The sequence below is a fragment of the Citrobacter sp. Cpo147 genome (assembly GCF_030332405.1).
Taxonomy (GTDB): Bacteria; Pseudomonadota; Gammaproteobacteria; order Enterobacterales; family Enterobacteriaceae; genus Citrobacter; species Citrobacter portucalensis.
This window is the reverse complement of the sequence record NZ_JAOWHX010000041.1, coordinates 367,926-381,862: the sequence shown is the minus strand read 5'-3', so window position 1 is coordinate 381,862 and position 13,937 is coordinate 367,926. Positions and strand designations below refer to the sequence as shown.

The window sequence follows — 13,937 nt, the reverse complement described above, 5'->3', positions numbered from 1 at the left end:
AGGGAGCCGGGATCTCATAACCAACCCCAATTAGTTGGCCAGCACCACATAATGCGAAAACTCTTTTTCACAGTATTTGCATTTGAGTGCGATGTCATCAGCGCGCTTTTTCACTGCAAAACTGGAAGATACTGGTTCAGCATGGCTGATACAGTTGCTGTTCGGGCAAACCAGTACGTTGTCGATACGCTCAGGCAGGCTCGGACGTGATTTACCCACCACGTCGTAATCGTCAATGCGGTTTACCGTTGCCTGCGGGGCGTACAGGGAGAGCTGGTTTACCTGCTCATCGGTCAGGAACGTGTTTTCAATTTTAATCAGGTCCTTACGGCCCATCTCGCCTGACGGCAGGTTCAGACCGATGGTGATACGTTGGTCGGTTTCCGTCAGTTTGAACAGCGTCAGCAGCTTAAAACCAACCTGTGCGGGAATATGGTCAATCACGGTGCCACGTTTGATGGCTTCAACCTGCAGTTTGTTATCGTGTGTCATCTCTTTTTCTCCCTTACAGTGCCAGTTCGCTATTCAGTACCAGTGCCAGTAACGCCTGGCGGGCGAAGATGCCGTTGCCAGCCTGCTGGAAATACCAGGCGTGCGGCGTCTTGTCGACGTCGGTGGTGATCTCATCGATACGCGGCAGCGGATGCAGTACCTTCATGTTTGCTCTGGCGCCGTTCAGATCGCTGGCGCGCAGAACAAACTGCGCTTTCACGTTGGCGTATTCGGACGGGTCCAGACGCTCTTTTTGTACGCGGGTCATGTAGAGGATATCGACCTCCGCCATCACCTCTTCAATAGTGCCGTGCAGGCTCCAGGCGATACCTTTTTCATTCAACATATCCAGAATATATTGCGGCATGGCCAACGCGTCCGGGGCGATGAAGTAGAAACGGTTACCTTCAAACTTCGCCAGCGCCTGGGTCAGGGAATGGACGGTGCGGCCATATTTCAGGTCACCCACCATGGCGATGTGAAGATTGTCCAGGCGACCCTGAGTTTCCTGAATGGTGAACAGATCCAGCAGTGTTTGGGTGGGATGTTGGTTGGAGCCGTCGCCTGCGTTCAGTACCGGAACGTTACCGGAGAACTCCGTAGCCAGACGCGCGGCGCCTTCCTGCGGATGGCGCATTACGATGGCGTCGACATAGGTGCTGATGACGGAAATGGTATCGGCCAATGTTTCACCTTTTTTGCCCAGAGAGGTGTTGCTGCTGTCAGAGAAACCCACCACGCTGGCGCCCAGGCGGTGCATGGAGGTTTCAAAGGATAAACGGGTGCGGGTTGAGGCTTCAAAGAAGCAGCTGGCGATAACCTTATGCTTTAATAGCTCCGGCTGTGGGTTAGCTTTTAATTTCGCCGCCGTTGCGAGGACCAGATTGAGGTCATCGCGGCTGAGGTCGTTTATGGAAATGATGTGTTTTTGATAGAGCGGATTAGCCATGTTTATCTCCTGACGCCTGGGCAAAAAAAAAGCCCCTCAATTGAGGGGCTCGGAATGGGTGATCAACGGAAAGAAAAACGGCAGGCCAGCGTCCTTTTTCAGACGCGGTAAGACAAAATGTCGTACACACTGAACCATACATCCTCCCGGCAAATTGTCCGCGATTATACTCAGCTCCGTTATGGGATCAAGCGAAAAATGCACAAATTATTCATCGCAAACGATTCTCATGAATATTCATTCACCCTGAATGCCAAACAGTAACAATGAGATAAACATGCGTTGACGCAAAATATCGGCAAATAGCAGTAGTATGGCAGACCATTTTTTCGTATAACAACTAAAATGAAACGATGTTTTAATTAAGGGGTTTGAGATGATTGTCGGCAATATTCACAACCTGGATGCCTGGCTGCCGGAAGAGCTGCGTCAGGCGATTGAACACATTAAAGCGCATGTGACGGATGAGACGGAAAAAGGTAAGCACGACATCGACGGCGATCGTCTGTTTTATCTGATTGCTGAAGATATGACGGAGCCGTTTGCACAGCGCCGCGCCGAGTATCACGCGCGCTATCTGGATATTCAGATCCTGCTCAAAGGTCAGGAAGGCATGACCTTCAGCACGCAGCCTGCGGGCGCGCCGGAAACTGACTGGCTGGCGGATAAAGATATCGCCTTCCTGCCGGAAGGGGTACAGGAGAAAACGGTGGTGCTGAACGAAGGTGATTTCGTGGTGTTTTATCCGGGCGAAGTGCATAAACCGCTGTGCGCGGTCGGTGCTCCAGCGCTGGTACGCAAAGCCGTGGTGAAAATGCGGGTGGCATAAGCGTATTTGCCGGGGGCGGCTTCGCCTTACCCGGCCTACGGGAGCGCGGTTGTAGGCCGGATAAGATGCTTAGCATCGCCATCCGGCATTCTTTTCATCCATGCCCTCACTTCGCCAGCGTCGCCACCATCACCGCTTTGATGGTGTGCATCCGGTTTTCCGCCTGATCAAATACGATACTGGCGGGGGATTCAAAGACCTCATCGGTCACTTCCATTCCGCCGTGCAGACCATATTCCTGTGCCATTTGTTTGCCAAGCGTGGTTTGATCGTCATGAAACGCGGGCAGGCAGTGCAGGAATTTCACCTGCGGATTGCCGGTCAACGCCATCATCGCGCTATTAACCTGGTACTTACGCAGCAGCGCAATACGTTCGGCCCACTTCTCTTTTGCTTCGCCCATTGATACCCAGACGTCGGTATAGATGAAGTCCGCGTCTTTCACGCCAGTGGCGACATCTTCAGTCAGCGTAATATTGCCGCCGTTTTTCTGCGCCAGCGCTTTGCACTCCGCAACCAGACTTTCTTCCGGCCAGCAGGCCTGCGGTGCGACCAGGCGCAGATCCAGCCCGGTTAACGCGGCGGCTTCCAGCATGGAATTGCCCATATTGTTGCGGGCATCACCGGTGTAGACCAGCGTCATCTCATTAAACGCTTTACCCGGCAGGTGTTCCTGCATAGTTAACAGATCCGCCAGCAGTTGAGTGGGGTGAAACTCGTTGGTTAATCCGTTCCACACCGGAACTCCGGCATATTCCGCCAGCGTCTCGACAATCTCCTGACCGTGACCCCGATACTGAATACCGTCGTACATGCGGCCGAGCACGCGGGCGGTGTCTTTGATCGACTCTTTATGGCCAATCTGGCTGCCGCTTGGCCCGAGATACGTCACGCGCGCGCCCTGATCGTATGCGGCAACTTCGAAAGAGCAACGGGTACGGGTTGAGTCTTTTTCGAAGATGAGCGCGATGTTTTTACCGGTGAGCTTAGCGACTTCAGTGCCGTTTTTCTTATCTGCCTTCAGCTGTGCGGCGAGCTGGAGCAGTGACGTGAGTTCAGCAGAGGTGAAATCAAGCAGTTTCAAAAAATGTTTCTGATAAAACGCAGACATGGTTCCCTCACATGGCTTAGGCTATTTATTGAATTAAAATTCAATTTATATGGATGTTTATTCATTTGCAACCTTGTTTAACAAATCTTTCCTGGAAAGGTGGAGGCAATGACAGCGGTATGTGACAATAAGAGTATCGGCAGGACATTATGAGGAACGAGCCATGGCAAACCCGGAACTACTGGAAGAACAGCGTGAAGAAACGCGCTTGATTATTGAAGAGCTACTCGAAGATGGCAGCGATCCAGATGCGCTGTACACCATCGAGCATCACCTTTCCGCGGATGACTTCGAAACCCTGGAAAAAGCGGCAGTAGAAGCCTTCAAGCTGGGTTATGAAGTAACCGAGCCGGAAGAGCTGGAAGTGGAAGAAGGCGACACGGTTATTTGCTGTGACATTCTGAGCGAATGTGCACTGAATGCGGAGTTGATTGATGCTCAGGTTGAGCAACTGATGAACCTGGCTGAAAAATATGATGTGGAATACGACGGTTGGGGTACCTATTTTGAAGACCCGAACGGCGAAGAAGGTGAAGACGGCGACGATGAAGACCTCGTCGACGAAGATGATGACGGCGTGCGTCACTAAGTCATCTACTGACCTGCGGTAGCCCAGGCTGCCGCAGGCCAAGGACAACGTATGGATTACCTGCAAATACTTTCCCCGATCTACAACTTCCTGCACTGTAAAACGCCCCAGGCCTGGCTTGATAAAGCGCGAGACCCAGCGAATCTGCCTCTGTTATTGACCGATCACCTCGTCTGTGAGCTGAAAGCGGCGCAAACGGCGATGCTGCTGGTGCGTAAGTATGTCGCGGATAAACAGGGATCGCAGGCGCTGCTGGACTGGCTGAAGCCCTATGAAGCGTTTGCTTTCAGAGAAGGGGATGAGCCGGATTTTATCGCGCTGAATAAACAGATAAGCAAAAGCGTGATGCCGCAAACCGACGACCCGTGGGGACGCAAGCTTATCGACAGCATGGTTTTGCTGATCAAAGAAGAGCTGCATCATTTCTGGCAGGTGCGTGAGGCGATGATGAGCCGCAACATTCCCTATATCAAGATTACCGCCAGCCGTTACGCCAAAGGCATGCTCAAAGAGGTACGCACCCATGAGCCTTTAACGCTAATCGATAAACTGATTTGCGGGGCTTACATTGAGGCGCGTTCCTGCGAACGGTTCGCCGCGCTGGCGCCGTATCTGGATGATGATCTGCAGGCGTTTTATCTGTCGCTATTGCGATCCGAGGCCCGACACTATCAGGATTACCTGGCGCTGGCGCAGCAGGTTTCAGCCGATGATATCAGTAGCCGGGTGCGGTTTTTTGGCGAAGTAGAAGCCGCGTTGATCACCTCTCCTGACGATGAATTCCGCTTCCACAGCGGTGTGCCAGCTTAATTCCTTTCTTTGACGCGCGGTGCTCATCGCCGCGCGGTTTAATCCTTCCTGTTTCTGTTAGCAAAATCTGGTGGCTGGAAATCGCTCGCTGCTGCCGTAATAATCAAAACACACGAAGGGGAAATATATCCCCGTAACAGAGATGATTTGGCATAAGGATGGTTAATGAACTGGGCACACGTTTTGTTGGCAGGTTATATCGGGGCGGTGATTGCTATCGTCGTCGGCATGTTTCGCAAAAAAGGCTGGCTGGGCAAGATCTCCGGCGCGGTGGTTTTTGTGCTGGCGATTATCGCGTGGAATCTGTTTGATGTGCACTACCTGATCCCACGCGAAAGCCCGGATTATGGTCTGACCGAAGAGCAGCAGTTTGAAAAGGCGATGCTCTCCAATCCGGCGTTTCAGGTGATTAAGGAGCAGGAACCTGAGCTGACACAAAAAATTATCAGCCAGGCAGCGCAGATGAAGAAAGCAGGGAGTAGCGAACAGCAGGTTATCGACGCGATACAGCCGCAAATTCTTCAGTTGCAAATGGCAAGATTGCAGCAGGCGCCAGATGCCAATGTCATTGAATATATGAAAATTAACCTTGAGCAGATCGCTGCTGTGGCCAAAATCGGTGATGACGAATGCTTCCGCTTTCTGTTTCCGGCAGTGAAAGGGGGGATTAACCCGGCACGTCTGGTTCCGCATGAGATCATGAACCGTCGTATGGCGAGTGATATGAGTATGATGCGTGCTGCCTATGGTCCGAACAAACATACGGTCGCTGCAGAAGAGAAACAGCTGGCGTTGCAGGATCTGCAAGCAATAAGCCCTGGGTTAGTACAGCGCTATGGGCCGGATATTCAGATCATGGCCGATCCGACTAAAGCGATCGGCAAAGAGAAGATTGCCTGTGAGATAGTGCAGGATCTCTGGTCACAGGTGCTGAAACTGCCAACCGCCCGCGCGGCTGGCGTTATTAGACTGATGCTCTCAGCCGAGATGCAGTAACGTGGCTAAAGCCTCTCGGCGTAAGGTCAGAGGGGCTTTAACATCCGCACTTCACAATCCACGTGCCCGGTACAGCCCAGCGCTTCGCTGATATGCTCAAAGCCTAAATGTTCATACAGGCGGATTGCCTCGGTCAGAAACGCTGTGGTCTCCAGATAGCACTGTTTAAAACCCTGCTCGCGGGCATGTTCGAGCGCCATCAGCGCCAGTTTTTTCGCCAGCCCCTGACCGCGCGCGCTCGACAGGAAGTACATCTTTTGCAGCTCGCAAATGCCTGGTTCACTACATCCTAACGGCGCAACGCCACCGCCGCCCACGACTTCACCGTTTTGCTCAACCACCCAGTAGGCCGCGCCCGGCTGGCTGTAAACCTGGAACAGTTCGTCCAGATTAGGGTCGGCAACGGTATACCCCTTATCGGCGGTAAGCCCGTATTCAGCGGAAACTTTGCGGATAACACGGGCAATGGCGGCGTTATCATCGGCAGAAATTCGGCGCAGCGTTGCCGCGACGGAGGTAATGGCACTCATAGCGAACTCATGACATAAAAGTGAGACATATGCAGTTAATACCACTGCGGCGAGGGGAAGCGCAAGCGAGGATAATTCAATAAAAAGCCTCTGAGCCTATGCGTCAGAGGCTTTATCGTCTGTGGTGTCGGATGCGCTACGCTTATCCGACCTACGATGACGGTGCCCGTTTGCCGGATAAGCGCAGCGCTATCCGGCATAGGCAATTACAGCGCGGCGATGACCGCCTGCTGTTCAATCAGCTTCGCTTTGGCTTCTGCGTAACCATCCAGCTTCTCACGCTCTTTGGCGATAACTGCTTCCGGTGCGCGGGCAACGAAACCTTCGTTGGAAAGTTTGCCTTCGATACGGGCAATCTCACCTTCGATTTTCGCTACTTCTTTTGCCAGACGCGCCAGCTCATCTTCTTTGTTGATGAGGCCAGCCATCGGGATCAGCAGCTCGGCGCCGTCGATGATTTTGGTCACGGAGACCGGGCCTTTGTCATCAGCTGGCAGCACGGTAATGCTTTCCAGACGTGCCAGGTTCAGCAGGAAGCTACGGTTGTCGTTCACACGACGCATTGCGTCAGCGCTGCAACCACGCAGCAGCAGCTCCAGCGGTTTGCCCGGGGCGATGTTCATTTCCGCACGGATGTTACGTACGGCAACGATCGCCTGCTTCAGCCATTCGGTATCGGCCAGCGCGGCTTCATCAACCTGTGCGGCGTTATATTCCGGGAACGGCTGCAGCATGATGGTATCGGCAGTGTTGCCACAAATCACTTTCACGCGCTGCCAGATGGTTTCGGTGATGAACGGAATGATTGGGTGCGCCAGGCGCAGCAGACCTTCCAGCACGGTAACCAGCGTATTGCGGGTGCCGCGCAGTTCAGACTCGGAACCGCCGTTCATGACCGGCTTGGTCAGCTCCAGATACCAGTCGCAGAACTGGTTCCAGGTGAACTCGTACAGAATGCCCGCGGCGATATCGAAGCGGAAGTTATCCAGCGCTTCGCGGTACGCTTTGATGGTCTGGTTGAATTCAGCCAGGATCCAGCGATCCGCCAGCGACAGGGTCATTTCGCCGCCGTTGAAGCCGCAATCCTGATCTTCGGTGTTCATCAGCACGAAGCGGCTGGCGTTCCACAGCTTGTTACAGAAGTTACGGTAACCTTCCAGACGCTTCATGTCCCAGTTGATATCGCGACCGGTAGAGGCCAGCGCTGCCAGGGTGAAACGCAGGGCGTCGGTGCCGTGCGGCTCGATGCCGTCCGGGAACTGCTTCTCGGTACGCTTGGCAATTTTCTCAGCCAACTGCGGCTGCATCATGTTGCCGGTACGTTTCTCCAGCAGTTCTGCCAGAGAGATACCGTCGACCATATCCAGTGGGTCAATCACGTTGCCCTTGGATTTGGACATCTTCTGGCCTTCGTCGTCACGGATAAGACCGGTCATGTAGACGGTCTTGAACGGAACCTGCGGCTTGCCGTTTTCATCTTTGATGAAGTGCATGGTCATCATGATCATGCGGGCAATCCAGAAGAAGATAATGTCAAAGCCGGAAACCATCACGCTGGTTGGGTGGAACTGACGCAGTGCGTCGGTATTTTCCGGCCAGCCCAGCGTAGAGAAGGTCCACAGTGCAGAAGAGAACCAGGTATCGAGAACGTCTTCGTCCTGACGCAGCGCAACGTCGGCGCCGAGGTTGTTTTCCTGACGCACTTCGTCTTCGGTACGGCCAACGTAGACATTGCCGTCGTTGTCATACCATGCCGGGATACGGTGACCCCACCACAGCTGACGGGAAATACACCAGTCCTGAATATCACGCATCCAGGAGAAGTACATGTTTTCGTACTGCTTCGGTACAAACTGGATGTCGCCGTTTTCAACCGCTTCAACCGCCGGTTTCGCCAGCACGTCGGCACGGACGTACCACTGGTCGGTCAGCATCGGTTCGATAACCACGCCGCCACGGTCGCCGTAAGGTACGGTCAGGTCGTGCGGTTTAATTTCTTCCAGCAGACCCAGGGCATCAACGGCGGCAACCACCGCTTTACGCGCAGCAAAACGTTCCAGCTTCTGGAACTCAGCCGGGATTTCATTGGAGTAAACGTCGGACTCTTCGCCTTTGGTGTCGTACACTTCCGCGGTTTCACGGATGTCACCGTCAAAGGTCAGAATGTTGATCATCGGCAGGCCGTGACGTTTCCCGACTTCGTAGTCGTTAAAGTCGTGTGCCGGGGTGATCTTCACGCAGCCGGTGCCTTTTTCCATGTCGGCGTGTTCATCACCGACGATCGGAATGCGGCGGTTAACCAGCGGCAGAACAACGAATTTGCCAATCAGATCTTTATAGCGCGGATCTTCCGGGTTAACGGCTACGCCGGTATCACCCAGTACGGTTTCCGGACGGGTGGTGGCGACGACCAGGTAATCTTTACCGTCTGCGGTTTTCGCGCCGTCGGCCAGCGGATAGCGGATGTGCCACATGGAGCCTTTAGACTCGCGGTTTTCCACTTCCAGATCAGAAATAGCGGTGCGCAGTTTCGGGTCCCAGTTGACCAGACGCTTGCCACGGTAGATCAGATCTTCTTTGTACAGGCGAACAAAGACTTCTTTCACGGCATTGGAAAGACCTTCGTCCATAGTGAAGCGCTCGCGCTCCCAGTCAACGGAGTTGCCGAGACGGCGCATCTGACGGGTAATGGTGCCGCCGGATTCCGCTTTCCACTGCCAGATTTTGTCGATAAACGCTTCGCGACCGTAGTCGTGACGGGTTTTACCTTCTTCAGCGGCAATCTTACGCTCAACCACCATCTGGGTAGCGATACCCGCGTGGTCGGTACCGGCCTGCCACAGGGTGTTTTTACCCTGCATGCGCTGGTAGCGAATCATGGTATCCATGATGGTTTGCTGGAAAGCATGACCCATATGCAAACTGCCGGTGACGTTCGGCGGCGGGATCATGATGCAGAAGGACTCTTTGCTTTCATCGCCGTTAGGTTTGAAATAGCCCTGCTTTTCCCAGTGCTCGTAAAGCGGCTGTTCGATATCTTGTGGGTTGTATGTCTTTTCCATTATTTCCAGGTTGCCGTATTCAGGTTAAAACCAGCCACGCGGTAAGCTTTGTAGCGATCGCGTGCCGATTGTTTCAAAGAATCTTCGTAAGGAACGAAGTCTATCACTTCTGTGAAAGCGGTGGCAAAATCTGCAAAGCCAACGCGCAAACTGATGAGCAGGTCGCGCGGGCTGCTATTGCGTTTCTCCGGCCAGGCAATCTCTACCGGCGCGCCGCCTCTGGGGCCTTCTCCCGCCAGATTATGCGGAACAAAACTTTCTGCCGGTCTCGCCCACAGAGCTTCATCCAGTCGAAGAGCTTGCTTTTCGTTTTCACAGGCGATCAGCACGCGCTTGCCAGCACGCCAACGTTCTGCGGCAATTTCACACACCAGTTGTTCAACGGCGCTTAAGCCATCGACGGTGTTGTCATTGTCCAGAATATAGAACGTTGCGTTTCTCATGATATGGGGCTTCTTGTTGTGGATTTAAATGCAAAGCCGGGTGGCGCTACGCTTACCCGGCCTACGGTTGAGTAACGTTGTCGGCCGGGTAAGGCGAAGCCGCCACCCGGCGTTTTACATCACTCTTCGCCGTTAAAACCGGCACGATTGAGCAGGAACTGCGACAGCAGCGCCACTGGACGACCGGTTGCGCCTTTGGCTTTCCCTGAACGCCATGCGGTACCGGCGATATCCAGGTGCGCCCAGTTGTACTTACGGGTAAAGCGTGACAGGAAGCAGCCCGCGGTAATGGCACCGCCAGGACGTCCGCCGATGTTCGCCATATCCGCAAAGTTGGACTCTAACTGCTCCTGGTATTCATCACCCAGCGGCAAACGCCACGCGCGGTCACCAGCCTGCTCGGACGCACCGATCAGCTCATGCGCCAGCGGGTTGTGGTTCGACATCAGGCCGGTGATGTGATGGCCCAGCGCAATTACGCACGCGCCGGTCAGGGTCGCGACGTCAATCACCGCTTCTGGCTCAAAGCGCTCGACGTAGGTTAACACGTCGCACAGCACCAGACGGCCTTCGGCATCCGTATTAAGCACTTCAACGGTCTGTCCAGACATGGTGGTCAGCACGTCTCCTGGGCGATACGCGCGGCCACCCGGCATGTTTTCACAGCCCGCCAGCACGCCGACAACGTTGATGGGGAGCTGAAGCTCGGCCACCATGCGCATCACGCCGTATACCGCTGCCGCGCCGCACATGTCGTATTTCATCTCATCCATGCCTTCGGCTGGTTTGATTGAGATACCGCCGGAGTCAAAGGTTAACCCTTTACCGACCAGCACGATCGGACGCGCGTCTTCGGACGGATTGCCTTTGTACTCGATGACCGACATCAGCGACTCGTTCTGCGAGCCGTGACCGACGGCCAGATAAGAGTGCATGCCCAGCTCTTTCATTTGTTGCTCGCCGATCACACGGGTCACAACATTTTTGCTGTAGCTGTCTGCCAGCTGGCGCGCCTGAGAGGCCAGGTAGGCGGCGTTACAGATGTTCGGCGGCATGTTGCCAAGATCTTTTGCCGCTTTGATGCCGGCGGCGATCGCCAGACCGTGTTGGATCGCACGCTCACCGCTGGTCAGTTCGCGGCGGGTCGGCACATTGAAGACCATTTTACGCAGCGGGCGACGTGGCTCGCTTTTGTTGGTCTTCAGTTGATCAAAGCTGTACAGCGTTTCCTGTGCCGTCTCAACGGCCTGACGCACTTTCCAGTAGTTATTGCGCCCTTTGACGTGCAGCTCGGTCAGAAAGCAGACGGCTTCCATTGAGCCAGTATCATTCAGCGTATTGATGGTTTTCTGAATGACCTGCTTGTACTGGCGCTCATCAAGTTCGCGCTCTTTGCCACATCCAATGAGGAGAATTCGCTCAGACAGAACGTTAGGAACATGGTGCAGCAACAGGGTTTGACCCGGTTTGCCTTCCAGTTCGCCGCGACGCAGCAGTGCGCTGATGTACCCGTCGCTGATCTTGTCGAGCTGCTCTGCAATCGGAGAGAGGCGGCGTGGTTCAAAGACACCCACGACGATGCACGCACTCCGCTGTTTCTCCGGGCTACCGCTTTTTACACTGAACTCCATGCACTACGCTCCTGAATCTTAAAGACAACGGCGGTGGCTACGGATAGAATTGCAAGCTTTCGTAACTCATACCCGCTGTTGCGGTGACTTCGTGTTAATCTTAACGTTATTACGGCATTGGCACGTCAGAACAATTTCTGAGAGGTGGATCCGTTGAGTATAATGATCTTAGCGACGATTTCGACGACTCAAGAGAATAAATGACGTTTAAGCCATGAAACAAGCTAAATTCCGGCAAAAGACGGGTTTTTACGGGCGTATTTAAAGTGATAATCATAAGATATCTGGTTCGGGAAACGCTCAAAAGCCAACTTGCGATCCTATTCATCCTGCTTTTGATCTTCTTTTGTCAAAAGTTGGTCAGGATCCTTGGTGCGGCGGTTGACGGTGATATCCCGGCAAATCTGGTGCTCTCGCTGCTGGGGCTGGGCGTGCCAGAAATGGCGCAACTTATCTTGCCCTTAAGCCTGTTCCTCGGGCTGTTGATGACGCTGGGCAAACTGTATACCGAAAGCGAAATTACGGTCATGCACGCCTGCGGGCTGAGCAAGGCAGTGCTCGTGAAAGCGGCGATGGTGCTGGCGCTGTTTACCAGTATTATTGCGGCGGTCAACGTGATGTGGGCTGGACCGTGGTCCTCCAGACATCAGGACGAAGTCCTGGCGGAGGCGAAAGCGAACCCCGGTATGGCGGCGCTTGCTCAGGGGCAATTCCAGCAGGCGACCAACGGCAGTTCGGTGCTGTTTATCGAAAGCGTTGACGGCAGCAACTTCAAAGACGTGTTCCTCGCGCAAATCCGCCCGAAAGGCAACGCTCGTCCTTCGGTCGTCGTAGCCGATTCCGGACATCTTACCCAATTACGCGATGGCTCTCAGGTTGTGACGCTGAACCAGGGCACGCGCTTTGAAGGTACCGCGCTGCTGCGCGATTTCCGCATTACCGACTTCCAGGATTATCAGGCGATTATCGGTCATCAGGCCGTGGCGCTGGATCCAAACGATACCGACCAGATGAACATGCGTACGCTGTGGACGACCGACACCGATCGTGCCCGCGCGGAGCTGACCTGGCGTATCACGTTAGTTTTCACCGTATTTATGATGGCGCTGATGGTCGTACCGCTGAGCGTGGTGAACCCGCGTCAGGGTCGCGTGCTGTCGATGCTGCCAGCAATGCTGCTCTATTTGCTGTTCTTCCTGGTTCAAACGTCGCTGAAGTCGAACGGTGGTAAAGGTAAGCTGGATCCAGTGTTCTGGATGTGGACGGTTAACCTGGCGTATCTGGCGCTGGCGATTGTGCTTAACCTCTGGGATACGGTGCCGATGCGCCGCTTGCGTGCCCGTTTTATGCGTAAAGGAGCGGTATAATGCAGCCTTTTGGTGTACTTGACCGCTATATCGGTAAAACCATTTTCACCACCATCATGATGACGCTGTTCATGCTGGTGTCGCTCTCTGGGATCATCAAGTTCGTTGACCAGCTGAAAAAAGCCGGGCAGGGGAGCTACGATGCGATGGGCGCCGGGCTGTATACCCTGCTCAGCGCGCCGAAAGATATCCAGATCTTCTTCCCGATGGCGGCGCTGTTGGGGGCATTGCTGGGGCTGGGCATGCTGGCCCAGCGTAGTGAACTGGTGGTGATGCAGGCTTCTGGCTTTACCCGTATGCAGGTGGCGTTGTCGGTGATGAAAACCGCGATTCCGCTGGTGCTGCTGACGATGGCTATCGGCGAATGGGTCGCGCCACAAGGCGAACAGATGGCGCGTAACTACCGTGCGCAGCAGATGTACGGCGGCTCGCTGCTCTCTACTCAGCAGGGTTTGTGGGCGAAAGACGGTGACAGCTTTGTCTACATCGAGCGAGTGAAAGGCGAGGCCGAGCTGGGCGGGATTAGCATCTACTCGTTTAACGACAAGCGCCGTCTGCAGTCCGTTCGCTATGCCGCAAGCGCGACATTTGACCCGGAGCAGAAGGTCTGGCGTTTGTCGCAGGTGGATGAATCCAACCTGACCGATCCGAAGCAAATCACCGGCTCGCAAACGGTGAGCGGCACCTGGAAAACCAACCTGACGCCCGACAAGCTCGGCGTCGTGGCGTTGGATCCTGACGCGCTGTCGATTAGTGGTTTGCATAACTATGTGAAGTACCTGAAGTCGAGCGGCCAGGATGCCGGACGCTACCAGCTCAATATGTGGAGCAAAGTCTTCCAGCCGCTGTCTGTGGCGGTCATGATGCTGATGGCGCTGTCGTTTATCTTTGGTCCGCTGCGTAGCGTCCCGATGGGCGTGCGCGTGGTGACAGGGATTAGCTTTGGCTTTGTGTTCTATGTGCTGGACCAAATCTTTGGCCCGCTGACGCTGGTGTACGGCATTCCGCCGATTATCGGTGCGCTGCTGCCAAGCGCCAGCTTCTTCCTGATAAGCCTGTGGTTAATGCTACGTAAGTCGTAATCACAGTAATCGTAGGCCTGATGGCGTTGTGCTTTTCAGGCCTACT

General features: G+C 54.4%; 15 protein-coding genes. 7 read left to right on the top strand and 8 right to left on the bottom strand.

What is annotated here, in order from left to right:
* Nucleotides 1–30: 30 nt before the first annotated feature.
* From pyrI to pyrL, 3 genes are read right to left on the bottom strand one after another with little or no spacing between them, the layout of a single operon-like run.
* Nucleotides 31–492 (bottom strand): aspartate carbamoyltransferase regulatory subunit, encoded by a 462-nt coding sequence (pyrI, locus tag OGY06_RS22505; RefSeq protein WP_003025816.1) that lies wholly within the window; start codon nucleotides 490–492, stop codon nucleotides 31–33.
* A gap of 13 nt (nucleotides 493–505) precedes the next feature.
* A complete protein-coding gene (gene pyrB, locus OGY06_RS22500) occupies nucleotides 506–1,441 on the bottom strand; it encodes an aspartate carbamoyltransferase (protein WP_003025818.1) in 936 nt (311 codons plus the stop codon).
* Between the two features lie 36 nt (nucleotides 1,442–1,477).
* A complete protein-coding gene (pyrL, locus tag OGY06_RS22495) occupies nucleotides 1,478–1,579 on the bottom strand; it encodes a pyr operon leader peptide (RefSeq protein WP_003025819.1) in 102 nt (33 codons plus the stop codon).
* 238 nt (nucleotides 1,580–1,817) lie between these two features.
* Here pyrL and OGY06_RS22490 point away from each other — a divergent pair, with 238 nt between their 5' ends.
* Nucleotides 1,818–2,270, top strand: a complete 453-nt coding sequence (locus OGY06_RS22490) for a YhcH/YjgK/YiaL family protein (protein WP_048215052.1) — start codon at nucleotides 1,818–1,820, stop codon at nucleotides 2,268–2,270.
* Between the two features lie 106 nt (nucleotides 2,271–2,376).
* Here OGY06_RS22490 and argF read toward each other — a convergent pair whose 3' ends face one another.
* Entirely contained in the window at nucleotides 2,377–3,381 is a 1,005-nt protein-coding gene (gene argF / locus OGY06_RS22485) for an ornithine carbamoyltransferase (protein ID WP_003830265.1), read from the bottom strand.
* Between the two features lie 163 nt (nucleotides 3,382–3,544).
* Here argF and rraB point away from each other — a divergent pair, with 163 nt between their 5' ends.
* The 3 genes from rraB (at nucleotide 3,545) to OGY06_RS22470 (ending at nucleotide 5,776) form a co-directional block, all read left to right on the top strand.
* The gene (rraB, locus tag OGY06_RS22480) at nucleotides 3,545–3,970 is read left to right on the top strand and encodes a ribonuclease E inhibitor RraB (protein ID WP_003025845.1); all 426 of its coding nucleotides are present in this window, start codon (nucleotides 3,545–3,547) and stop codon (nucleotides 3,968–3,970) included.
* A 51-nt stretch (nucleotides 3,971–4,021) separates the two neighbouring features.
* Complete coding sequence (gene miaE / locus OGY06_RS22475) at nucleotides 4,022–4,780, top strand: tRNA isopentenyl-2-thiomethyl-A-37 hydroxylase MiaE (protein ID WP_148362521.1); 759 nt, start codon at nucleotides 4,022–4,024, stop codon at nucleotides 4,778–4,780.
* A 165-nt stretch (nucleotides 4,781–4,945) separates the two neighbouring features.
* Entirely contained in the window at nucleotides 4,946–5,776 is an 831-nt protein-coding gene (locus tag OGY06_RS22470; RefSeq protein ID WP_003830260.1) for a hypothetical protein, read from the top strand.
* A gap of 26 nt (nucleotides 5,777–5,802) precedes the next feature.
* Here the strand turns inward: OGY06_RS22470 and OGY06_RS22465 are convergent, their stop codons facing one another.
* The 4 genes from OGY06_RS22465 to pepA all read right to left on the bottom strand — a co-directional run bounded on the left by OGY06_RS22465 (nucleotide 5,803) and on the right by pepA (nucleotide 11,442).
* The gene (locus OGY06_RS22465) at nucleotides 5,803–6,306 is read right to left on the bottom strand and encodes a GNAT family N-acetyltransferase (RefSeq protein ID WP_003830259.1); all 504 of its coding nucleotides are present in this window, start codon (nucleotides 6,304–6,306) and stop codon (nucleotides 5,803–5,805) included.
* A 206-nt stretch (nucleotides 6,307–6,512) separates the two neighbouring features.
* On the bottom strand, nucleotides 6,513–9,368 hold the full coding sequence (locus OGY06_RS22460) for a valine--tRNA ligase (RefSeq protein ID WP_008786064.1): 2,856 nt from the start codon (nucleotides 9,366–9,368) through the stop codon (nucleotides 6,513–6,515).
* Nucleotides 9,368–9,811 (bottom strand): DNA polymerase III subunit chi, encoded by a 444-nt coding sequence (gene holC, locus OGY06_RS22455; RefSeq protein ID WP_003830256.1) that lies wholly within the window; start codon nucleotides 9,809–9,811, stop codon nucleotides 9,368–9,370. Before holC ends, OGY06_RS22460 begins: the two co-directional genes overlap by 1 nt.
* A gap of 119 nt (nucleotides 9,812–9,930) precedes the next feature.
* Nucleotides 9,931–11,442 (bottom strand): leucyl aminopeptidase, encoded by a 1,512-nt coding sequence (pepA, locus tag OGY06_RS22450; protein ID WP_003025870.1) that lies wholly within the window; start codon nucleotides 11,440–11,442, stop codon nucleotides 9,931–9,933.
* Nucleotides 11,443–11,595: 153 nt separating this feature from the next.
* Between pepA and OGY06_RS22445 the strand changes: the two genes are divergently transcribed.
* The 3 genes from OGY06_RS22445 (at nucleotide 11,596) to lptG (ending at nucleotide 13,891) form a co-directional block, all read left to right on the top strand.
* Nucleotides 11,596–11,646 (top strand): hypothetical protein, encoded by a 51-nt coding sequence (locus OGY06_RS22445; protein ID WP_212723231.1) that lies wholly within the window; start codon nucleotides 11,596–11,598, stop codon nucleotides 11,644–11,646.
* A gap of 62 nt (nucleotides 11,647–11,708) precedes the next feature.
* The gene (gene lptF, locus OGY06_RS22440; protein ID WP_003830254.1) at nucleotides 11,709–12,809 is read left to right on the top strand and encodes an LPS export ABC transporter permease LptF; all 1,101 of its coding nucleotides are present in this window, start codon (nucleotides 11,709–11,711) and stop codon (nucleotides 12,807–12,809) included.
* A complete protein-coding gene (gene lptG, locus OGY06_RS22435; protein ID WP_003025875.1) occupies nucleotides 12,809–13,891 on the top strand; it encodes an LPS export ABC transporter permease LptG in 1,083 nt (360 codons plus the stop codon). Before lptF ends, lptG begins: the two co-directional genes overlap by 1 nt.
* Nucleotides 13,892–13,937: the final 46 nt, after the last annotated feature.